This window comes from Verrucomicrobium sp. BvORR106 (assembly GCF_000739655.1).
Classification (GTDB): Bacteria; Verrucomicrobiota; Verrucomicrobiia; order Verrucomicrobiales; family Verrucomicrobiaceae; genus Verrucomicrobium.
On sequence record NZ_BATR01000075.1, the window covers coordinates 156,232 to 176,097 of the forward strand.

A 19,866-nucleotide genomic window follows, 5' to 3' on the forward strand; every position below is an offset into this window, starting at 1 on the left:
ACAAAGTAGCCCAGGGTCAGGCGAGGTACGAGCCGCCACCCTGGGTACACGGGCGGGGGGCTGAACTCCGAAGTGAGTTCTACAAACCGTGACCGCATCCCTGAGGTGTCCACCGCATGTAGGAGAGGCGCCTCCGGGTAATCTGGACGGTTTGTAGAACTCCCTTGGAGTTCCATCGCTATCTCTTAATACCCGGGGTGGCGACCGCTTCGCGGTCTGACCCCGGGCTATTTTGTATCACGCCGTTGGCGTGGAGCTGCCGTTGTGAAAACAGGCAACACGGGATCAGCTCCGGCCAAGTTCTATATCTTGTTGAAGCATCATATCGATGCGGGCGTACGTTCAAGTGCTCGGTCCTGACTCCTCGCTGTGATGAAGCAGCAGGCAGGCCAGCACCTCCGCCAGGTCCTGATGTTCCGCGGCACAGGTGCCCGCGACCTTGAAGCGGCAATGGTGTGCCCGATCATCCTGGGCAAGTTTCAGGTCGAGGATGTGCTCCACCTTGAAGCTGTTGAAGAAGTCGCCTCGCATGACCAGGTGGGAGTGGGTTGATCCGGAATCCTTCTGTGTGATGTCGATCGTGACGTTCCCGGACATGCCGGAGAGCCAGTCTGTTTTTCGTTTGGTCACGAGGAAGCTATTGGACTCCACGGTGCCGAAGAATTCCGACAGCTTGCGTCCTTGGTGCCCTTCACGGATCTGCGCGATGACTTCTGAGCTGCTGCCCTTTGAGCGCACCACCTGGAGACGCGGGAGGTCAAAGGCCACTTCGTAGTCTCCGAATGTGGTCACCGAATCGATCTTCCAGGAGACGAAGGGAAGCAGCCGGCCTTTGCGGTAGTGCTCTCTGGCGGTGATGTTCATCTGTGGGGGGGAGGCGTCGGGGGAGGCAGGTGGTGCCGCTATCAGTCGCAGCAGTAGATGCCTTGGTTGCTGAGAATGTGCTCGCCTACGAGATGATAGGGGGCCTTCGGTTGAGCGTAGAACTCGTCGGTCAATGCCTCCAGTTCGGGGATGCGGTCTGCTCTGTCTGGTGGTGCGGCGTAATAGATGCGACGGGCTGCAACGAACAACGCGAGGAGCTTGCCGGTGCCCAGCAGGGCAAGATCCCGTTCCGTGTCGTCATCGAACTCACCCTGCCCGTTGTAGAAGAACTGATCGAGTCCGCCGTTGTCGACCTGGTTTTGGAAACTGCAAACGGTATAGACCAGTCTCCACGGTGGGGGCAAGTCGTGAAAGCGCTGGCACATCAGGTCCCAATCTGCACGCTCGCGTCCGGCGGCGCTCAACAGTGCATCATAGAATATGGCGGCTATCTTGTCGGGCGGTAGACCGGCGACCCAGTCGCGTGGGATGAGGGGTATGCCGTCGGCTGATAGGGGTGCCGTGGGAGTGATGTGCGGGGCGGTGTTGTGAAGCGTTGCGTGCGCGTCCATGCCCTGGTTCTCAAGATTGGTCACCAGTGCCCAGGCATCCAGCACGGGCGAACCCGAAGCAGGGCTCGCAGGCTTGGAATGGGGCGGTTTTGACATCGGTTTGTGAGGTGGGCGTTGGTTAGTGTGCCTGAATTTTTGTCAAGATCCTGGTGAACGCTACAATGTGGCGACGGGGCTTGCAAGCGTGTGCGACGAGGGGAGGGAGAGGGCGATGAGGAGGAAGGTGGCGGTGGGGACGTGAGTGCGGTGTGTGATTCTGGCGTCCTTTCAGGATGCATGTGTGTTTGCAAAACCGCCGAGGAGCAGCGGAGTGCTCGATCGCCAAACAGCTATCGCCTTATGTGGTCTTGCCGCTGCCTTCTTCTTTGGACGCACACTTCCTCCGCCAACCGGCGGCGGTTGTGCAAGCACAAACCGCCGCTCCTTGGGGGCTTTGGCGTCATGTCCATGTGTCGACGACTGGGCGCGTCAGATTCTTCACCTGACGTGCATGCGGTGCCTCCGACATCGCAAGGGATGTGATGCGCTGCAGATCCGGTGCTCCCAACGCCTGGATGTGAAGCCTCTGTGGAGTGCGTGCGGGAACCGCCGCTTTGGTGGCTCTTGTGATGTCCTGAAACCTGGGGTGTTGCCAGGAGGTGCAGCCAGGGATGAGGTGAGTGGAGAGTGTGTCGTGTGAAGACCTCCAGGTGGCAGATCTGGTACTATATGACCCGGCTCCTGATGAGGGGCTGCGTCGGTGCTGGCTTACGGTGGAAAAGCAGACTCGGAAAACGGCGGATCGTCAAGGAAGGAGTGGACGATGGTCCCAGTCGAGTCGGCGAGTGTACGCTTCTGACCATCGGTGAGCGAGTTGTAGACAAGCAGGTGCGTGGCTTTGGTGGAGTGGGCCAGGGCGATTAACTCGGCGGTCTTCCCGCTGCCGAAAAGGGTTCTCTGTGTGAGCGGCAGCTCCATGCGCTTCGTTCCGCCTGGTCGGTTGGAGCGGGAGGCTCCGCGCCTCTGGAGCAGTCGTCCTGCCACGGTGCCCCCGCGAGAAATGACGGAGGCCTCCATCACTGCCAGAAGCTGATCGGGCTCTTTGACCTTGGCGGAAAGCAAGGCACATACCAGCCAACGGGTTTCACGAAATGCTTCGTTGGAGGGTTGTGAATTCATTGGGGGGCTGCGGAGTTGAGCGTGATTTCTAAGCGGATCCGAAGATGGAATAGCTGCCCTCGACGGCGAAGGGGGGCTCGATGTCTGGCGCTCCGTCGACCATCGTATAGGGGAAGATTACCTGAACCGAGTAGGTGTCGCGGTGGTCGATAGCGATGCAAATGGCATCCTGCTTCTCGGAGCGCCCCGGTGGGGTGGTGCGAATGTCGTAGGTGAGGGCGGTGGCTCTGATGCTGCCCTCTTCTGCCATCCGCCTCCAAGCTCTCTGAAGTACGTCGATGACATCAAGGGATGGCGGTTGTTCCCCACCAGGATAGCCAGCATGGTGTGCAATATTTCCGCCAACGTCGATGACCTGACCAAACGGAAAGAACTCACCATGCTGTGTGAGCATCTGCTCTGCAAAAGGCAGTGAGGAGTCTACAAGTCGCTGGGCTTCTTCCTTGGGAGACATGTTGAGTGGCGTGCTGAATGGGATGAAGGGGCGACTCACTGTTGGTGGTCCGCCACCGGCTTTCAAGGTGCTGCAGCGCAAAGCCGGATCGCTATTCGGTGAATGTTGGTGGAACCCTTGTGACCTGCATCTTCTGGGGCGGTGGATTTCTGTTGGGCGTGTAGAACAGAGATTTGCAAGTGGTGGCACACCAGTTCACGATGCAAAGGATGCCCAATGGCAAGATGAACAGGGTGGGAAGAAGCAGGAGCAAGCCGATCACCCAGTTTCGTGGGGTATAACGACCATGACGCAACTGCATCCAGTACCAAAGGTTGGCAACGCAAAGGAGTGCGCTGATGGGAACCGTCACGACTAAGGTGGTGTGATTCGGCGAACCTGGTGGGTTGAGGGCAGCGAAACGTTCGCTTGGCTGAAGCAGGTCAACCACCGTCCAGATCGCGGAAACACCAAACAACAGTCCGATGAGAAAGAAGATCTTTCGGAATCCCCAAAGTGGTTTGCCGTCGGAGGACATGCTGGATCTGCTTTCTACCTTGTGTTGTGCTGGTGTCTTAACTTGAGGATCAGAGCTCAAGCATAAGGAAACATGCAGATAAACAGCATGCGTGCAGCAAAAAAATGTCGTCGCGATCGCGTGCGTGTACTTCAAGGCGGGGGGCGGTTGAGAGGAGGACGGACAGGTTGGAGCTGCGACTGAACCGGCGGGACGCCGGTAGCACTCACCGGCTGGAAGCCGGTGTCACTTGGTGGGCCGCGATTCTGGCATCCCTTCAGGATGCATTCAATAGTCGGGCGGGTACCAGGGGTATTCGGTCGTGTTACTCCCTCGACCCCTGGCTACCTTCTGGGAGGCTTTCGGCCTGCTTGGGAAGGGGGGCGCTGTGAGTGCCCTGCTGCGTCGATTCCGTATCCCCGGTCACCCGTTGCCCTTGAGCTTCCGGTATTGCTCCCTAAGTTCCAAGCGGCGGCCTATTCAGGGCGGTGCCAGAAGAAGGTCTTTTCTTCCCGATTGAGCTTGAACGTTACTGGCTCGCGGAATCCCCGGTCACGGCGCGATCCTGCATCGAGCTTCAGCGAGATGAGGTCTTCACCCACTGACTTCCAGGTGCCGGTTTGATTGAGGTCATAGCTGTAGTAGATGTGTATCGGGCTCTGGCTGGTCTTGGTAAATCTTCCGTTTTGCATGAGTGTGAGCGTATAGCCTCCGGGAGGTTCCATCATGAAGTAGCGCTCGCTTGGAATGGGGCGCGGTGCGAGGAGGAAACTTGCCGCCAGGTACGTGGCGATCAATCCGATGAACAGCTGCCGTTGCTTGCTGGTCAAGGGCGGGCGAAAGGGCGTGGTGGGCGTTTCCCCTTGCAAAAGGGTGCGATTGTTGGTCATGACGGAGGTGTCTCGGCCCGCACTACGCGTTGCGTTTATGGATGCCGATCTTGTTGCCATCGGGATCGAGGATGAAGGCGCCGCGGCAGATGGGGCTCTGAAAGGGCTCGCCAAGGAAGGTGACGTGGTGCTGCTTGAGATGGGCGATGGCTTCGTCAAAGTCCGCGACTTCGAAGGCGAGGGCGGGACCGTCGCTGGAGGGCTTGAGCATGGGGCCGCAACCGAGAAGGAGGGTGTGCGGGCCGACCTCATACTCGCAGGACGCTTCGCGCTGGGTGGTGCAGGTGAGCCCCAGGACGCCCTCATAGAAAGCACGAGCACGGGACATGTCGGTGACGGGGTAGCCGATGAAGGAAAATTCTGTGATCTTCATAGCGCAAGTCGGGTGGTTTTCCGTAAGGAGGGGCTTTTGGGCAGGAGATGCATGTTCCCGCCTAACTTAGGGTTCGTTTGCCTTCGAAGTAGCGGTGGTATTTCATGCGGGTGCGCCTGGATGCGTCTGCGCGCCAATCGCCCTCGGCCATGAAGTTGACGCGGCTGGCGTCGTCGTCAGGGTTGCTGATGGGAGTGCGATCTGGCTGTCCATTCCCGCGATAGAAGGGCGAAGACGAACTCGCTGGTGAGGGTGCCCTTGTAGGGCCGATGCTCGATGTGGTGCGCCTCCTGTCGGAAGCCGAGCCGTCTGAACAAGGCGGCGGCGGGTTCATTCAGGACGTCCGTGGTGGCGGTGATGCGGCGGGCAGACAGGGTGGTGAACAGGTAGTGGAGCAAGCACTCGAGCGCCTCGGTGGCGTAGCCCTTTCCGTGGTGGTCGTGGGCGAGGGTGATGCCGATCTCAAACTGCTGCGGCTCGTCCTCCAGACAGTGCAGTCCGCAGTCGCCGACCAAGTGGCCTGACGAGGTCTCGACGATGGCGACCTGAAGCCAGGTGCCGGGGGTGCCGATGTCTCTGTCCTGCTGGTCGTCGAGCAGTCGCGCGGCGTCATCGGGGCCATAGGTGGTCCAGGACTGGTAGCGAGCCACCTCAGGCTGGGAGCGGTAGGCGCAGAGGGCCTGGGCATCGGCTCGGTGCAGACGCCGGAGGTGAAGCCTGCGAGTGGTCAAGGAACTGGGAAAGCGGGGACTCACGGGGGTGATTGCGGAGTGGTGGAGTGGTGGAGTGGTGGGCGCTGGGAGCAAGGTTGCTGTGGCAGGGGTTTTTGCAAGCGGGTTCCGGATTTGGGGGGGGCAGTGGGCAGTGGGCAGTGGGCAGTGGGCAGTGGGCAGTGGGCAGTGGGCAGTGGGCAGTTTTGTCGCGTGAGTTGGCTCATGAACCCGGAGGGTTCGGCTGCGTCAGTCAGCTGGCTCATAGCTCCGCCCTTGCTGCTGTGGTGCACCGTACTCCGGAGGATGCGCAGCAGGCAGGCGAAAGCGGCGCTTCACGCACGCACTCCACAGCGACTTCTTCGCCAGGGGGCGGGGGACGTTGGGGTGGCTTGAGGATCGTGGGCTTTCCGATGTCGGAAGGACGTTTGACGGAGGCTGCTGCATCCTGCCGGGAACTCAGGCGAAGCGGGGTGATGACGTTGCGGGTTCGAGGAGTCTTGGATGGTGTGTTGAGAGCAATGTGGAAGAGCCGTCCCGGCTCTTGGTATTGAGTAGCGGGCGGGGTCGGGAGACGTGCGACTGAGGTGGCGGGAGGTCGGGCCGGGCTCTGGAGGGTGATCGTTGTGTTGCTCCGGCGACTGAGCCGGTTGGCACAACCGGACTACGCCTGTGGCGGGGCTGGTGAGGTGGGGAGTTGGGTCCGCGTGAAATTCATGCACGGTGGTGGCAAGAAGTGGCGGCTTGGGTGCGCTTTTCTCTGCCCGCGTTGCTTGTTTTCCTGGCGCGATGCTTTCTGACGCTTTCTGACACTTTTGTGATGATCATGACGACGATGCCCACGACTTCCTTCAAGCTTCCTGTGTTGCCCTTTCTCTTGCCGGTGCTCGCTGTGGCGTGTGCTCTGCCGATGCTGCCTGCGGCGGAGCCGGTGGCTGTGGCCGTGGCTGCGGCTCCGGTGGATCTGAAGCTGCCGGATCCGCTGGTGACGCTGGGCGGGGAGAAGGTGACGACGAAGGAGGCCTGGGAAAAGACGCGGCGGACGGAGGTGCTGGAACTCTTCCGCAAGAATATCTATGGCCGGGCACCGGTGGGGCGGCCGGAGGGCTTGAAGTTTGAGGTGATCGACTCTGCGCCGGACGCGATGGAGGGCAAGGCGACGCGCAAGCAGGTCAAAATCTCCTGGCACGGACCGGGCGGGGAGGGCTCGCTGAAGCTGGTGCTCTTCATCCCCAATGGGCTGAACAAACCGGCGCCGTGTTTCCTGCTCATCTGCAATCGCCCAGCGGCGGCGAACATCGACCCGACGAGGGCGGTGAAGAGCCCCTTCTGGCCGGCGGAGCAGATCGTGGCGCGGGGTTATGCGGCGGCGGCGTTCTACAATGGCGATGTGGCGCCGGACAAGCACGATGAGTTTAAGAGCGGGGTGTTCAAGGCGTTCGACACGGCACCTCGCACGGGAGAGTCCTGGGGCACGATCGCGGCCTGGGCCTGGGGCGCGAGCCGGGCGCTGGACTATCTGGTGACGGATGCGGGGATCGATGCCAAGCGCGTGGGCGTGGTGGGGCACTCGCGCGGGGGCAAGACGGCCCTGTGGGCGGGGGCGGAGGATGAGCGGTTCGCCATGGTGGTGAGCAATGACTCGGGCTCCACGGGGGCGGCGCTGGCGCGGGGCAAGACGGGCGAGAAGATCCGCGATATCAACCGGGTGTTCCCGCACTGGTTTAACGGAAACTACAAGGCCTTTGCGGATCGCGAGGACGAACTGCCGGTGGACCAGCACATGCTGGCGGCGCTGATCGCACCACGCGTGCTGTACATCGCGAGCGCGACGGAGGACGACTGGGCGCACCCGAAGAATGAGTTCCTCTCCGGCGTGTATGCCAGCCCGGTGTACCGTCTCTACGGCCTGGAGGGGCTGACGGGCAAGACGTTCCCCAATCCCGATGCGCCTGTGCAGGGCGGGGGCATGGGCTACCATCTGCGTACGGGCAAGCACAACCTGACGGAGTATGACTGGGGTTGTTTCATGGACCTGGCGGGGAGGGAATACAAAAATTAGGAATTAGGAATTAGGAATGCGGAGTGATGGAGTGATGGAGTGGGGAATGATGAATTAGGCATGGGGAGTGATGAAATTGGAATACGGAGTGGTGGAGTGCAGGAGTGATGGAGTAGAGAGTGCTTGGTTTGAAGTTTGAAGTTTGAAGTTTGAAGTTTGAAATTTTGGCGCCGTGCCGGCCTTAGTGATCTTTCGTTTTCTTTAAGAATATGAACCGCTTTGCTTCTGTGATGCTCCTGACGGCGCTGTGCGCGGTCGTTCGTGATACTGTTGTGGTGGCGGCTGAGGAGGCGGCGAAGGCTGCGCCTGCGGTGAAGCCTGCACCTGTGGTGCAGCCGGGGGCGGTGGACTTTATTGATACGAGCTTCGAGAACGCATCGCCGCTGTGGTATGAGTTCGCTGCGGATGGCACGGTGATGGTGAACTTGAACTATGACCACCAGCGTAGCTCGCTGAACCGGGCGGCGGGGCATTTCCACTTCCGCCTGCAGGCGCCCAAGGGGCGGCGGGTGACGCTGGAGTTCGTGAACCTGAAAAACGTGTGGAACAACACGCCGGGATCGGTGGGGAAGGAGATCAAGCAGGTGGTGGTGTCGCAGGATGGGCGGAACTGGACGCCGGTGCCCACGGAGTCGCCGGAGGATGGTCGCGTGCGGGTGACGCTGGAGATGCCGGGGGAGTCGCTCTTTGTGGCGCGGGCGGAGCCGTACCGCCTGTCTGACCTGAACCGCTTGCTCGAGGAAATAAAGTCCAACCCGCTGGTGCAGGTGACGCCGATCGGCAAGACGGTGCAGGGCCGCCAGATCGAGATCTTGCGCGTGGGTCGGGATTCCGCCCCCAAGACCATCTTCATCCGCGCCCGGGCGCACCCCTGGGAGCCGGCGGGGAACTGGGTGGTGGAGGGGCTGGTGCGCCGCCTGCTGAAGGGGGATGCCCTGGCGGAGAAGTGTCTGGCGCAGTACCGGGTGTGCATCCTGCCGATGGCGAACAAGGACGGCGTGGAGCGCGGGGGTACGAGGTTTAACCTGGGCGGGAAGGATCTGAACCGCGAGTGGGACAAGCCGGCGGATCCGCAACTGGCACCGGAGAACGCGGCGCTGGAGCGCTGGCTGGAGGCGGAGATCCAGGCGGGCCGCCGGCCTGCGCTGGCGCTGGACCTGCACAATGATGGCAACGGCCTGCTGCACCTGAGCCGCCCGGAGGGGCCGGAGGGCGAGAAGCATCTGGCGCGCATGCTGGCGTTTGAAAAAAGCCTGCGGGCGCACACGTGGTTCACGGAGGGCTCCTCGAAGCCGAGCTTCCGCAACCCGGGATCTCTGGGGGAGGGCTGGTTCGCCCGCTACGGCGTGGATGCCGCGATCCTGGAGTTCAACTGCAACTACATCGCGGGGCTCAAGGAGCCGGCGATGGGAAGGGGTTGGCTGGCGTTTGGCGGGGGGTTGGCGGAAGCGTTCGCAGCAGTAACTCAGTAATTCGGTAATTCAGTAAACCAGTGATTCAGTGGCGCGGTCAGTGAGCTCTGCGGTGTTTTCATCCAGCATCACTCCGATACTCCATTTCTCCAGCACTCCAATACTCCCGTATTCCACAACTCCATCGTTTCAGTATTTCATCAATCCAACACTCCATAACATCGTGAAAGCACCCTCTCTCTTCCTCTTCCTCGCTTTGACGGCGGGGGCTGCCTTTGGTCAAAACAACGTGCCGCCGGCGGGATTTACGGCGCTTTTTAATGGCAAGGATCTCTCTGGCTGGTTCGGCATGGGCACGCGGGATCCGGCGGAGCTCAAGGCGATGACGGCGGCGGAGCTGGCGGACTACAAGAAGAAATCTGTGGAAGGCGGGCTGACGGATGCCAAGGGCAAGGTGAGTGAGGACCACGTGAACGCGCACTGGAAGGTGCTGGACGGGGAGCTGGTCAACGATGGCAAGGGTCTGTACCTGACGACGGACAAGGACTACGGCGACATCGAGCTGTGGGTGGACTACAAGATGCTCCCGCTGGGGGACAGCGGCATCTACTTGCGCGGCATCCCGCAGGTGCAGATCTGGGACTACACGGAGGAGGCAAAGTTCAAGCTGGGCGCGGACAAGGGCTCCGGCGGTCTATGGAATAACAAGAGCGAGGAGGGCAAGCACCCGCTGAAGCGCATGGACAAGGCCTTCGGTGAGTGGAACACGTTCCACATCAAGATGATCGGCGAGCGCGTGACGGTGAAGCTGAACGGTGAGGTGGTGGTGAAGAATGCGCCGCTGGAGAACTTCTTTGCCAACAAGAAGTCGGGCTACCTGGCCTATGGCAAGCCGGCGGCGGGTCAGGGACAGGCGGCGGCGGCTGCGGCATCGAAGCTGCCCAACGGGTACATGCCCGACCCAATCGCGGTCAAGGGGCCGATCCAGCTGCAGACGCACGGGAGCGAGATCCGCTGGCGCAATGTCTTTGTGCGTGAGCTCTCGGCTGATGAGGCGAACAAGGAGCTGGCGGCGCAGGATGCGGAGGGGTTCGTGGAATTGATCAATGGCAGGGACCTGAGCAACTGGCAGGGCGCGGTGGACAGCTATGAGGTGAAGAACGGCGCGATCGTGTGCAAGCCGGGCAAGGGCGGGGACCTGCTGACGAAGGAGGAGTTTGAGAACGGGAAGATCCGCATTGAGTTCAAGCTGCCGCCTGCAGGAAACAACGGCATCGCGCTGCGCACGCCGCTGGGCGGGCACTCGGCCGCGGACGGCCTGGAGATCCAGGTGCTGGACAGCGATGGGTACAACGCGAAGCAAGCTGCGGCGGGCAAGCCGGGGCTGAAGCCGGAGCAGTATCACGGCTCGCTCTACTTTTGCGCGGGGGCGAAGCACGGCTACCTGCGCCCGGCAGGCGAGTGGAACTTCCAGGAGATCGAGGTGCAGGGCCAGAAGATCAAGGTGACGCTGAACGGGACGAAGATCCTGGATGTGGACATTGACTCCTTTGACCGGAGCCAGATGCCGAAGCCGCCGAAGGGCCTGGACGTGCGGAAGGGGTACATCGGGTTCGCCGGGCACAGTGATCCGGTGGAGTTCCGGAGTTTCAAGGTGAAGAAGGGTTCTTAGTGCTTGGTGCTTGGTGCTTGGTGCTTGGTGCTTGGTGCTTGGTGCTTGGTGCTTGGTGCTTGGTGCTTGGTGCTTGGTGCTTGGTGCTTGGTGCTTGGTGCTTGGTGCTTGGTGCTTGGTGCTTGGTGCCTTTTTGCGCGTTATGTCATGAACCCGGAGGGTTCGCCATGAATAGCCATGGGTGAAGGGAGCGTAGCGAACGCAACCCATGGTGGGTGGATTGGAAATTTCTACCGCGGAGCGGTAGTCCTATCGCCCTGCGAACCCCACACGCACTTCCCGAGATGCGCCCACGCAGACCTCGACCGCGATGGGCCTACCGCTCCGCGGTAGAGTGGCGGGTGGGCGTTTTCCAGGGGTAGCCCTCGCTCCGCTCGGTCGACCCCTGGCTATTCATGGTGAACCCTCCGGGTTCGGGGTGGGGCGAGGGCGGTAAGCGGTGAGTGGTAGGCGACACTAGGCGGAGGGGTGTGTCCGGGGTGAGGTTCCTACGATGTCGGAGGCTCTGGGACGTGCTTTTAACCAAGCAGTGTCAGCATCTGGATGCGAAGCATCTTTGGAGTGCGCGCGGGAACCGCCGCTTTGGCGGCGCTTGTGAGGGTATAGAACCTGGGCGTGGGAGCAGGGCGGGAGACGGTGTAGCTCCGATGGCGATTGGAGTGTCCTCGAACCTCAACAGGTCTTCCGAAAGCGGCGCTTCACGCACGCACTCCACAGCGGCTTCGCCGCCAGGTGTTGGGAGCGAGGTGGTGGCTTGAGGGTTGTGGGGCCTTCCGGTGTCGCGAGGACGTTCGACTGAGGGCTTCTGCAAGATGCAGAAGCCGGCACGCTGGAAGCGCGCGGTCCCCGATGACTCGGTGTTGGGATTTCAAGGCAATGATCCGCATGAATTGGTAGCGGCGGCCGTATTGGTGAGAACCATGAAGTTTGCCGTGTTTCCTTCGCTGGTCCGGGTGTTTTTGATATCTGGGATGCTGGCGGGGTCGGCGGTGACGCAGGCGGCGGATCCGGCGCCCGCATCGGCACCACTGCCTCAGGACTGGCAGGTGCTGGCGGCGGAGCGGGCGCGGTTGCTCTCACGCGTGAAGTGGACGCCGGTGGCGGAGACGATGCCGAACCGCAGTGGCGGTTTTTTTGAGAAGGGGCGGGAGTACACGGGGGTGCCGTACTCCAGTGTGAAGTCAGTGGGGCGTTACATTGGTTTTGACGTGGGGCTGCGTACGTTCCTGGCGGCGGTTGAGAATCCGCGCAGTGTGCTCTACACGGAGACGCTGGCGGGGAAGACGGCGAATGCGGCGGGCTTCTACGGTGCGGTGTGCTCCTCCTACACGAGCTATGCGCTGCAGTGCGGTCTGCCGGAGGTGAGCCGCCGCTATGGGCCGGGGGTGAGCCAGGGGATCGTGCTGGTGAGTCCGCAATCAGCGCAGGCGGCGCAGGTGGGGGATGTGATCTACACGCCGCATGAGACGGAGACCTCGGGTTCGCATGTGGAGCTGGTGACGGCGGTGACGCGGGATGCGGCGGGCCGGGTGGCGACGGTGCTGGTGGAGGAGAGCCGGCCGCCGACGACGAGGGTGACGGAGCGGCGGGCGGAGGCGTTTGATGCGCATCTGGCGACGCGGAACAAGCAGCTCTTCCGCGTGACGGATCTGAATACCTGGCGCGGGGCGAACCGCGCGGAGACGCTGGGCTTCCCCAATTACGAGATGGATGCGAAGGCGCCGGTGGTGAATCGCACGCTGCTGCTGGATCTGGGGGACCGGGTGCCGTATCAAAAGGGGCAGCCGGTGAAGATGAATGTGATGGATCGCGATGCGCTGGGGGTGAAGACGCTGGTGATCCGCTGCGGCGGGGAGGTGGTGGAGGAGGTGCCTCTGAAGGGTGCGGGCGTGGTGGAGCGCACGTTCACCCGCTGCGGGGACTACACGGCGCAGGTGGTGCGGCCAGATGGTTCAGTGAGCCAGGCGTGCGAGTTCGCGGTGTGCGACCTCGAGCTGAAGCTGCCGGAGTCAGGGCGGGTGTCGATGTCCGAGGCGTGGCCGGTGCGTTTTGGCTCCACGAACCTGAAGGTGATCGCGGTCTATCTTTCGAACGAGGCGGACACGTATGGGCGGCATTCTCACTTTGTCACCGAGGAACAGCGCCGGCAGGGGGCGCTGGTGGTGCCCGCGGGTTTGCTGAAGAAGCCGGGGAAGATCCAGGTGTGGCTGATCGGCGAGCACGGGCTGGGGCGGCTGAAGGTACGGCGCGATGTGGTGGGGGAGGGGGCGAGGGCGGTGAGTGGTAAGTGGTAAGTGGTAAGTGGTAGGCGACACAAGGCGGAGGTGTGTGTCCGGGGTGAGGTGCCTACGATGTCGGAGGCTCTGGCACGTGCTCTGAACCAAGCAGTGCCATCACCTGGATACGAAGCATCTTTGGGAGTGCGCGCGGGAACCGCCGCTCTGGCGGCGCTTGTGAGGGGATAGAACCCTGGCGTGGGAGCAGGGAGGGGGTCTGCTGGGTCGGTGAAGGGGGGGCTTCGGTCGGGCGTTTTGGTGGCTCGAACCTCAACAGGACTCCCTAAAGCGGCGCTTCACGCACGCACTCCACAGCGGCTGCGCCGCCAGGTGTTGGGAGCGAGGTGGTGGCTTGATGGTTGTGGGGCCTTCCGGTGTCGGAGGCTCTGTGATGGGCGGCAGACTTGTTGCTCCCAGAGTCTGGATGCGAAGCATCTTTGGGAGTGCGCGCGGGAACCGCCGCTTTGGTGGCGCTTGTGAGGTGCTAGAACCCTGGCGTGGGAGCAGGGGCGTGAGGCGGTCGTCTGGCGACGGGGAGGGAGCGCTCATCCCTTGACGTTGACGTCAAAGAGGAACTCGTGGGTTTCCCCGTCGATCGTCACGCTCAGGACGAGTGGCTTCTGGCTGCGAATGTCCTGGGACCACATCTTGATGACTCCGTCTGCGATCTGCCCGGGGGCGACGGTGTTGCGCCGGAGCATGGTGGAGAGATCGTTGAGGTGACCGTCACGAGCTGCGGCGATGGAGGTGAGCTGGTTGCTGGTGTTGGCGTTGATCTGAGCGATGATGGCGGCGGAGGCGGCGGGATTGTAAGTGGTGGAGACTCCGGAGTAGGTACCGTGTGCGTAGCCCCCGCTGCCATAGGCACTGGCACTGCCGTAGCTGTAAGTGGTCTGCGGAGCGCTCGCCGCGATGGTCTGGGAGGCGGCATTCATCGAGGTGGCGAGGGCCAGCAGGGCTGCCTGGGTGTTGATCTTGCGCTCCAGCTCCTGTGCGGTGAGGACGCGGACTTTCTTGCCGCCGGAGGTGGCGGTGACGTTGGCGGTGGAGAAGTCGAGGGTGCTCCGGCTGCGGTTGGCGAAGCCGATGTACACGGCGGGGAGCTGCCAGAGCTCGGCGCCAAAGGTGTCTGTCAGCAGCGCTGCGGTGACGTGGTGCTTCTTTTGCGACTTCAGCACGGGCACGCCCTGCTGGTACACGGGCTTGATGGGGCTGGTGCTGGCGACGGCCAGCGTACGGGTGCAGGACGAAACGGAAAAAAGGAGGGTGAACGTGACAACTGCGAGGAAAAACTGACGCATAGATGGCGACGGTAGCATGGCTGTCAATCGGGGGGCGGGAGTGATGGAGTGATGGAGTGATGGAGTGAGGCGGAAGGGAGTGAGGCGGAAGGGAGTGAGGCGGAAGGGAGTGAGGCGGAAGGGAGTGAGGCGGAAGGGAGTGGTTTGGGTGTTTGGGCGCGAACCGCTCCGGCGCACTGAGCCGACGGAGACCGTCGGACTACGGCCGTGGCGGGGGCGTGCTGGGAATGTAGAAGAGCCGTCCCGGCTCTTGGGCGGTGGGGATCTTGGAAACTACGGTAGAGGGGCGGGAGCGTCCTGGGGCGGGGCGGGGCTGCTTGGGGATCCGCGTTCGCACGAACGCAACCACGAGCTTCCCGTGGGGCGAGCTGTGGATCATCACCCCTTACCGACCTGCCGTCCATCGGCCCCCACCACTTACCGCCCCACCCCCCACCTCTTACCGAACTAAGCCGCTTCGCGCAGGCCTTCGACGACGCGGGCGGGGTCGCGCACGCGCTCGAGGATGTGCTTCAGGAGCTGGCCGCGCTCGCCGGCGCGGGTGAGGGTGAGCAGGTGGGTCACAATAAGTGCATCTGGTCCTCATAGGGAATAGGAAGCACCCCGATGATTACCCAGGGGTTTGGCGCTCGGAAGTGATACTCTTGGGTGGTACCGAGGAAGAAATGGAGGTCCTTGCGGGTGAAGTCGCCAAAGTACTTTTCTCGTACCTTCTCAAGGGCCTGCTTTTCGTTGTTGTGGCAGCGTCTTAGGCAGTTCCAGTAGAGTGCGCCGGCCTCCCAGTCCAGAACTTGAAGTTCGCTTGCTTTTCCCGCCTCATCTTCGAACCGGTAAGAAAAGCTGTACGGGAGTTTGGGCACCAAGGAGAAACTTTCCCTCCATGCCTCTTCGGAAAAGAGGTCGCCTTGATCCACGCGGGCGCGCATCTCCGCGATTTTGGTGGGATTCCATTGCCGTTCTTCCTCCTCTTCCCAAATGAACGCTCGAACTTTGGTGGGTTTGAAAATTGCGAGAGAGATTTGGTTGGATTTTGCTCCATCAATCAGTGTCTGGAGCCGCGTGTAAACCTTGGCTTGCTGAAGGAGGAGTTTCCGCCGTGTATGCCAGTTGTCTGAGGTGCCGACGTGGCCTGCGGTTACCATTTGCTTCATGTCAACCGGGTGGTGGGTTTCGGGCCGGGGGTCTTTTTTGCTTCGGACCACGTCGCACTCTACCCAGTCGTATTTTTTGTACTGTTCCTCCTCATGCAGCCGCCGGAATGGAACCGGATAGAGACGCACCCACGAGCCGTCTTCTCGAACCCCTGCTGTGCATACAGTCTCGCCATATTTCCGCGAGAGAGTTGGGTAAGTCTTTACGGTGATGAGAATGCGTTCGCGAGACATGGGAATTGCGAGAGGGCTACAGATGAGTGGGCGTGAAAGTGGGCCCGAAGTCCCGCTCTAGTGCTCTGGCGACGCAATGTCGATGGCACTGATGCGGCAAATGTTCGTAGCAGGTCAGTGCGACACGTTGCCCAGACGCTACCCAGCTGCGGATGAGTGAGAGGGCGGAGGTTTGCTTGGGCAGGCTTTCCCGTTCATACACGGCAAAGAGCTCATCGTAGTCGGTCTGTGTGTTTAGTTCCCTGCGCTCCTCCGAAGCGATTCCTAGCTCGGGCAGGTGCTCGTAGCGAATGCCAACGCCTTCGCACCCCCTTGCCAGGGTGCTTTTTGAGAAACCGTATTTGCGACTGAGGGGATTGCGTCTCACATCGCAAAGGAGTGTTGCGCCTTGCCGTAGAAGGCGGTTCAGATAGTCTTCTAGGCTGCGGCCTTCGTAGCCAATGGTGCAAATGCCAGGCTGTCCTGCCACTGGACGGACAGCTGTGATGGCGGCCAAGGTCTCGCTATCGCCCGCGAGAATGCGCTCGGCCATTTCGCTGCGGGTCGCATACCAAGGATGACGCCGGTAAACCTCCGCCACAAGGGCGTCCCCGCGAAGATGTTTCTGCCTTCGTGCAAACAGATCCATCTTTATCCGGATGGTGCCAGCCTTTGCGGCTGTAGCGCGTCCAGTGGGCGTAATTTTCCAGCTCCGTTCCTCGTCAGCGAGCATGCCGTTGGCGACCAGTTTACGTTTGTCTGCGTAGCTGGTAAACGAGAACCCTCCGAATCGGTAGGGCACGAAATCAAAAGATGGTGAATCTTCGACCTCCTTACAAAAGAGGAAGAGTAGTTTCTGGAAATCTAGATTTCCCACGCTACCCCCGAGGGCATCAGTTAGGGCCAGTAGGCGTTTTTGCCGTTCGAAAAGCATGTAATTAAGTAGTCCAAGCGTGTAGCACTCGCAACCGAAGGTGGTGGCAGGTTTCACCGCCTCACCGAACTAAGCCGCTTCCCGCAGGCCTTCGACGACGCGGGCGGGGTCGCGCACGCGCTCGAGGATGTGCTCCAGGAGCTGGCCGCGCTCGCCGGCGCCGCGCTTCGTGAGCGTGAGCAGGTGGGCGTCGATCTCGTCCTGCTTGTCTGGGGGCTGGTGGGACCAGGGCAGGGTGAGGGTGTGGTGCCCCTGCACGACCAGGTCATACCGGATGAGGGCCTTGATGTAGGCGCTCCAGGAGGCGTAGCCCAGCGCCTTGGCGCGGAGCTCGGCGGCATCGGCAAGATCGGGGGGCAATTTCATGGAGCGGTTCTTCGAAGACATGGTTCAAATAAGTTGATTGTCGGTGCTACTGGGTCAGACCGGGTCATACCCGGTGCTACCGACAAAACATTGCATTCAGACGAGTCGAAGGCAAACTGTTCGTGTGAACAGTACTACTTTTTTCCACCTGAATCGGAACCCGGTTTCTCAGCCTGCTCGGGCTGGATCTGGAGCGGGAGCGTGATGCGCCCGTTTGCGTCAAAATAATCCAGCGCTGCAGCCAGTGCCGCCCGCGCGAGGGTCACGCCCTCAATGCCGGTCTTCTGGGTGAAGCGCTTCAAACGCGCGATCTCGGCGTCTTCCACGCGCAGCCCGATGAGGTTGGTCTTGGCCATACGCTCCCCTTTGCCAGCGCCGTTAACATTCGCAACAAAAAGCTATTGACCTGTAGCGTTATCATTTGTAACTATTCGTAACCGTCTGCATGAGCATTATCGCAGCCACACGCATCGACCCCGAGACGCGGGACCGCGCCCTCCGCCTCCGTACCCGCACCCAGCTGAGCATGTCTGACCTGCTCCGCCTGGGCCTCCTGCGGGTGATCCACGAGTACGAGACCCGGGGCAAGATCTCCGTGGGGGAGGGGTGGGGGAAACTTCAAAACTCAAATGCCAAACTTCAAGAAGACGGCAGCGAGCCCGCCGGGGATGCGCCGCCCTAGCGCCGCAGCCCGCACGACCGCCCCCGCACGCACCAAGTAGCCAGCACCAGGAACCAAGAACGAAGAACCAAGAACCTCGAACCCTCCCCATATGTGTCTCCTCATCAACGATCCGGAACTGCAACCGCAGTCGCAACCTCAGCCCCAGCCTGTGCCCTGGTTCAAACCGGGCCTGGGGTTCGAGATGTTGCTCAAGAGTCTGCCGGGGGTGCCTGAGCTCCCGGGGTGCCTGCTGGCCAATGCGCGGTTCGAGACGGAACGCGCGCGCCTGATCGAGGCGGAGCTGTGCCTGCGGGCGGCCACGCGGCATGCGGAGATGGCGCGCTGGAGTGATCTGGACGCGGCCCTGCAGCTGGCGGAGCAGCAAATCTCCCTGCCGCTGCAGAAGCTGCTCTGGGCGGACGAGCGCCACACGGAGGAGACGGATGCGGCGATCCTCTCCGGGGAGGAGGTGGAGGCGATGGGTTATTTCATCGGCAAGGTGGTGCGCTGCCGCAAGGAGCGCCGCCACCCGGACCTCGACGCGGAGGAGTGCGAGGGCATCCGCGAGCTGCTGCAGAAGTACGCGGCGGCGATCGCGGAGAAGCGTGAGCACTGCGATGACGCCACCTGCGCGGAGGATCATGACTTCTGGCATGTGCGCCAGTGCATGCTGGCAGCGAATTCCGGGAGTTCGGTAATCCGGTAATCCGGTGATTCAGTAATTCAGTAATTCAGTAATTCAGTAGGCCAGTGCGTCAGTCGCGCGACTCCAGCACTCCCGTGCGTCGATGTGATTTCATCGAGACAGACTTTCCCACCCCAAAACCAAACCAAAACAAAACACCCCGGCGGGCGGTTGCGCGGGCCCGCCGGGGTGGAGGTGAGCGGGATGTGTCTCGCGAAGCTGTCATCAAACCAACCCCCTCGTTCTGTTGTTACCTATGTCCCCATTCCCCACTCTTTCAGCCTCTGGCGGTGCTCTTGCCGCTTTCTCGGACCCGACGCCGGTGTGGCAGCAGCGGTTCCGCGGCTTGCGATGGACGGACATGCCGGGGGGCGACACCGTGTTGCAGAAGATCCACTTCGCCCTGTGGCGTCGCGGCCTGGTGAAGATGATCACGGATGACTCGGCCCCGACGGGGCGTCGTCTTGGGGGCCGCCTGCTCCCGGGGTGGGGGAAGGGGGCGTCTGACGGGGAGGCGGCCTCCTCCACGCCGGGGCCAGATGTGGACCAGGAGATGGATGTGAGCGTGGATGCGGATACGGGTGCCAATGCGGACGGGGAGGGGAACAGGAATGCAGCCTCCGCTACGGACGCGCGCACCAGCGGGGTCGGCCCCCATGAGGCGCAGGGGAATGTGAAGGGGACCGCGAGTGCCCGGGCGAGTGCCAGGGCCAGGAAGAACGCCCGGGCCGCCGCCGCCAGACGCGGACGGGTGTCGCTGCGCCGGGGATCGATGAAACCTTTGCTGGAAGAGTCAGAGTGGGCACCGGGCCAGAAGCGCCGCCGGGATCTGGCGTCAGTGCTGGCGCTGAAGGATCGCATCCAGGAAGCGGCGGCGGCGGCGGGGCTGACCCTGCAGGAGGCGGCGGAGCGGAGCGGGATGGATCGTTGTTACCTGAAGCCCTCCCAGCTGGTCAAGTCCGGCCCCAAACACCACGCCCGCATGGAGGCGCTGCTGGAGCAGCTGGAGCAGCTGGTGCGTGGAAACAAGCCGCGGAAGGAGGGGGCATGACGGAGGCGGACATGCAGCACGCCCTGTGGCGGCATCTGCGCGACAGCGGGCACGGCCTGGTGGCGCCGAACTTCACGCCCCCGCACTGGTGGGAGTGTGACGTCTATTCCATCACGGAGATGGGCTATGCCATGGAGCACGAGATCAAGACCTGCCGCGGGGACTTCCAGCGCGACCACCTGAAGGGGGACAAGCACGAGCGCCTGGCCCGTGGGGATGCGGAGGGGCCGGCGGCGTTCTACTTTACCTGCCCCCAGGGCGTGCTGCCGCTGGCGGTGGTGCCGGCGTGGGCCGGGTTGCGGGAAATCACGATTGCGGGGCGCATCATCACGGTGCGCCGCGCCCCCATCCTGCACCGGCAGAAGGTGGGCACGGAGGCACTGCTGCGCCTGGCGCGCACATTCTGCGGCCGCTTCTGGCAGCTGCGGGAGGGACGGGCGCTGCTGACCTTTGCACGGAAGGAGGCGGCGTGAACGACGACAATGATGAGGGTGATGACGACGACAACTATGACCATGGCGATCCTGCAAGACGAGTTGACGACGCTGCCTGCGGAGGAGCT

Annotated in this window: 21 protein-coding genes; 8 read left to right on the forward strand and 13 right to left on the reverse strand. The window is 62.1% G+C overall.

Annotated features, from left to right (window positions below; translation table 11 throughout):
• Nucleotides 1-342: 342 nt before the first annotated feature.
• The 8 genes from BV106_RS11520 to BV106_RS11555 all read right to left on the reverse strand — a co-directional run bounded on the left by BV106_RS11520 (nucleotide 343) and on the right by BV106_RS11555 (nucleotide 5,538).
• The gene (locus BV106_RS11520; protein ID WP_038164589.1) at nucleotides 343-864 is read right to left on the reverse strand and encodes a hypothetical protein; all 522 of its coding nucleotides are present in this window, start codon (nucleotides 862-864) and stop codon (nucleotides 343-345) included.
• Nucleotides 865-905: 41 nt separating this feature from the next.
• Nucleotides 906-1,532: a DUF4375 domain-containing protein gene (locus BV106_RS11525; protein ID WP_038164591.1), complete on the reverse strand. Its 627-nt coding sequence runs from the start codon at nucleotides 1,530-1,532 to the stop codon at nucleotides 906-908.
• Between the two features lie 651 nt (nucleotides 1,533-2,183).
• Entirely contained in the window at nucleotides 2,184-2,594 is a 411-nt protein-coding gene (locus BV106_RS11530; protein WP_038164593.1) for a hypothetical protein, read from the reverse strand.
• 28 nt (nucleotides 2,595-2,622) lie between these two features.
• The gene (locus tag BV106_RS11535) at nucleotides 2,623-3,048 is read right to left on the reverse strand and encodes a hypothetical protein (protein ID WP_038164594.1); all 426 of its coding nucleotides are present in this window, start codon (nucleotides 3,046-3,048) and stop codon (nucleotides 2,623-2,625) included.
• A gap of 91 nt (nucleotides 3,049-3,139) precedes the next feature.
• The gene (locus BV106_RS11540) at nucleotides 3,140-3,700 is read right to left on the reverse strand and encodes a hypothetical protein (protein ID WP_265595565.1); all 561 of its coding nucleotides are present in this window, start codon (nucleotides 3,698-3,700) and stop codon (nucleotides 3,140-3,142) included.
• Nucleotides 3,701-4,020: 320 nt separating this feature from the next.
• Nucleotides 4,021-4,434, reverse strand: coding sequence for a hypothetical protein (locus BV106_RS11545; RefSeq protein WP_038164598.1), 414 nt, complete (start codon nucleotides 4,432-4,434; stop codon nucleotides 4,021-4,023).
• A gap of 22 nt (nucleotides 4,435-4,456) precedes the next feature.
• A complete protein-coding gene (locus BV106_RS11550; protein WP_038164600.1) occupies nucleotides 4,457-4,807 on the reverse strand; it encodes a VOC family protein in 351 nt (116 codons plus the stop codon).
• A gap of 176 nt (nucleotides 4,808-4,983) precedes the next feature.
• Nucleotides 4,984-5,538 carry a GNAT family N-acetyltransferase gene (locus tag BV106_RS11555; RefSeq protein WP_265595566.1) on the reverse strand — a complete coding sequence of 185 codons (555 nt, stop codon included), beginning with the start codon at nucleotides 5,536-5,538 and terminating at the stop codon, nucleotides 4,984-4,986.
• A gap of 814 nt (nucleotides 5,539-6,352) precedes the next feature.
• On the opposite strand from BV106_RS11555, the gene BV106_RS11560 reads away from it, so the two are divergent.
• From BV106_RS11560 to BV106_RS38345, 4 genes are all read left to right on the forward strand, one after another.
• Nucleotides 6,353-7,579 carry a prolyl oligopeptidase family serine peptidase gene (locus BV106_RS11560; protein WP_265595567.1) on the forward strand — a complete coding sequence of 409 codons (1,227 nt, stop codon included), beginning with the start codon at nucleotides 6,353-6,355 and terminating at the stop codon, nucleotides 7,577-7,579.
• Nucleotides 7,580-7,788: 209 nt separating this feature from the next.
• Nucleotides 7,789-9,051, forward strand: coding sequence for a M14-type cytosolic carboxypeptidase (locus tag BV106_RS11565; protein ID WP_051945672.1), 1,263 nt, complete (start codon nucleotides 7,789-7,791; stop codon nucleotides 9,049-9,051).
• A 163-nt stretch (nucleotides 9,052-9,214) separates the two neighbouring features.
• Nucleotides 9,215-10,663, forward strand: coding sequence for a DUF1080 domain-containing protein (locus BV106_RS11570; protein WP_265595568.1), 1,449 nt, complete (start codon nucleotides 9,215-9,217; stop codon nucleotides 10,661-10,663).
• A gap of 812 nt (nucleotides 10,664-11,475) precedes the next feature.
• On the forward strand, nucleotides 11,476-12,957 hold the full coding sequence (locus BV106_RS38345; protein ID WP_265595569.1) for a hypothetical protein: 1,482 nt from the start codon (nucleotides 11,476-11,478) through the stop codon (nucleotides 12,955-12,957).
• A gap of 527 nt (nucleotides 12,958-13,484) precedes the next feature.
• On the opposite strand, the gene BV106_RS11580 is transcribed toward BV106_RS38345, so the two are convergent.
• The 5 genes from BV106_RS11580 to BV106_RS11600 form a co-directional block, all read right to left on the reverse strand.
• Entirely contained in the window at nucleotides 13,485-14,240 is a 756-nt protein-coding gene (locus BV106_RS11580; protein WP_038164602.1) for a hypothetical protein, read from the reverse strand.
• A gap of 560 nt (nucleotides 14,241-14,800) precedes the next feature.
• Nucleotides 14,801-15,625 (reverse strand): hypothetical protein, encoded by an 825-nt coding sequence (locus BV106_RS11585; RefSeq protein ID WP_038164604.1) that lies wholly within the window; start codon nucleotides 15,623-15,625, stop codon nucleotides 14,801-14,803.
• A 16-nt stretch (nucleotides 15,626-15,641) separates the two neighbouring features.
• Nucleotides 15,642-16,595, reverse strand: coding sequence for a DUF488 domain-containing protein (locus BV106_RS11590; RefSeq protein WP_265595570.1), 954 nt, complete (start codon nucleotides 16,593-16,595; stop codon nucleotides 15,642-15,644).
• A gap of 12 nt (nucleotides 16,596-16,607) precedes the next feature.
• The gene (locus BV106_RS11595) at nucleotides 16,608-16,904 is read right to left on the reverse strand and encodes a hypothetical protein (RefSeq protein WP_265595571.1); all 297 of its coding nucleotides are present in this window, start codon (nucleotides 16,902-16,904) and stop codon (nucleotides 16,608-16,610) included.
• 134 nt (nucleotides 16,905-17,038) lie between these two features.
• The gene (locus BV106_RS11600) at nucleotides 17,039-17,260 is read right to left on the reverse strand and encodes a hypothetical protein (protein ID WP_038164610.1); all 222 of its coding nucleotides are present in this window, start codon (nucleotides 17,258-17,260) and stop codon (nucleotides 17,039-17,041) included.
• An 89-nt stretch (nucleotides 17,261-17,349) separates the two neighbouring features.
• Between BV106_RS11600 and BV106_RS11605 the strand changes: the two genes are divergently transcribed.
• The 4 genes from BV106_RS11605 to BV106_RS11620 all read left to right on the forward strand — a co-directional run bounded on the left by BV106_RS11605 (nucleotide 17,350) and on the right by BV106_RS11620 (nucleotide 19,777).
• Nucleotides 17,350-17,586: a hypothetical protein gene (locus tag BV106_RS11605; RefSeq protein WP_038164612.1), complete on the forward strand. Its 237-nt coding sequence runs from the start codon at nucleotides 17,350-17,352 to the stop codon at nucleotides 17,584-17,586.
• A gap of 91 nt (nucleotides 17,587-17,677) precedes the next feature.
• Nucleotides 17,678-18,274: a hypothetical protein gene (locus BV106_RS11610; RefSeq protein WP_038164614.1), complete on the forward strand. Its 597-nt coding sequence runs from the start codon at nucleotides 17,678-17,680 to the stop codon at nucleotides 18,272-18,274.
• 235 nt (nucleotides 18,275-18,509) lie between these two features.
• Nucleotides 18,510-19,304, forward strand: a complete 795-nt coding sequence (locus BV106_RS11615) for a hypothetical protein (RefSeq protein WP_265595572.1) — start codon at nucleotides 18,510-18,512, stop codon at nucleotides 19,302-19,304.
• An 11-nt stretch (nucleotides 19,305-19,315) separates the two neighbouring features.
• Complete coding sequence (locus tag BV106_RS11620; protein WP_265595573.1) at nucleotides 19,316-19,777, forward strand: hypothetical protein; 462 nt, start codon at nucleotides 19,316-19,318, stop codon at nucleotides 19,775-19,777.
• Nucleotides 19,778-19,866: the final 89 nt, after the last annotated feature.

Coding starts and splice junctions, on each gene's coding strand:
- BV106_RS11535 (WP_038164594.1), bottom strand. CDS start 3,048: ATGTCTCCCAAGGAAGAAGCCCAGCGACTTGTAGACTCCTCACTGCCT.
- BV106_RS11550 (WP_038164600.1), bottom strand. CDS start 4,807: ATGAAGATCACAGAATTTTCCTTCATCGGCTACCCCGTCACCGACATG.
- BV106_RS11610 (WP_038164614.1), top strand. CDS start 17,678: ATGTGTCTCCTCATCAACGATCCGGAACTGCAACCGCAGTCGCAACCT.
- BV106_RS11520 (WP_038164589.1), bottom strand. CDS start 864: ATGAACATCACCGCCAGAGAGCACTACCGCAAAGGCCGGCTGCTTCCC.
- BV106_RS38345 (WP_265595569.1), top strand. CDS start 11,476: ATGCAGAAGCCGGCACGCTGGAAGCGCGCGGTCCCCGATGACTCGGTG.
- BV106_RS11545 (WP_038164598.1), bottom strand. CDS start 4,434: ATGACCAACAATCGCACCCTTTTGCAAGGGGAAACGCCCACCACGCCC.
- BV106_RS11530 (WP_038164593.1), bottom strand. CDS start 2,594: ATGAATTCACAACCCTCCAACGAAGCATTTCGTGAAACCCGTTGGCTG.
- BV106_RS11620 (WP_265595573.1), top strand. CDS start 19,316: ATGCAGCACGCCCTGTGGCGGCATCTGCGCGACAGCGGGCACGGCCTG.
- BV106_RS11525 (WP_038164591.1), bottom strand. CDS start 1,532: ATGTCAAAACCGCCCCATTCCAAGCCTGCGAGCCCTGCTTCGGGTTCG.
- BV106_RS11560 (WP_265595567.1), top strand. CDS start 6,353: ATGCCCACGACTTCCTTCAAGCTTCCTGTGTTGCCCTTTCTCTTGCCG.
- BV106_RS11580 (WP_038164602.1), bottom strand. CDS start 14,240: ATGCGTCAGTTTTTCCTCGCAGTTGTCACGTTCACCCTCCTTTTTTCC.
- BV106_RS11565 (WP_051945672.1), top strand. CDS start 7,789: ATGAACCGCTTTGCTTCTGTGATGCTCCTGACGGCGCTGTGCGCGGTC.
- BV106_RS11615 (WP_265595572.1), top strand. CDS start 18,510: ATGTCCCCATTCCCCACTCTTTCAGCCTCTGGCGGTGCTCTTGCCGCT.
- BV106_RS11605 (WP_038164612.1), top strand. CDS start 17,350: ATGAGCATTATCGCAGCCACACGCATCGACCCCGAGACGCGGGACCGC.
- BV106_RS11600 (WP_038164610.1), bottom strand. CDS start 17,260: ATGGCCAAGACCAACCTCATCGGGCTGCGCGTGGAAGACGCCGAGATC.
- BV106_RS11585 (WP_038164604.1), bottom strand. CDS start 15,625: ATGTCTCGCGAACGCATTCTCATCACCGTAAAGACTTACCCAACTCTC.
- BV106_RS11595 (WP_265595571.1), bottom strand. CDS start 16,904: ATGAAATTGCCCCCCGATCTTGCCGATGCCGCCGAGCTCCGCGCCAAG.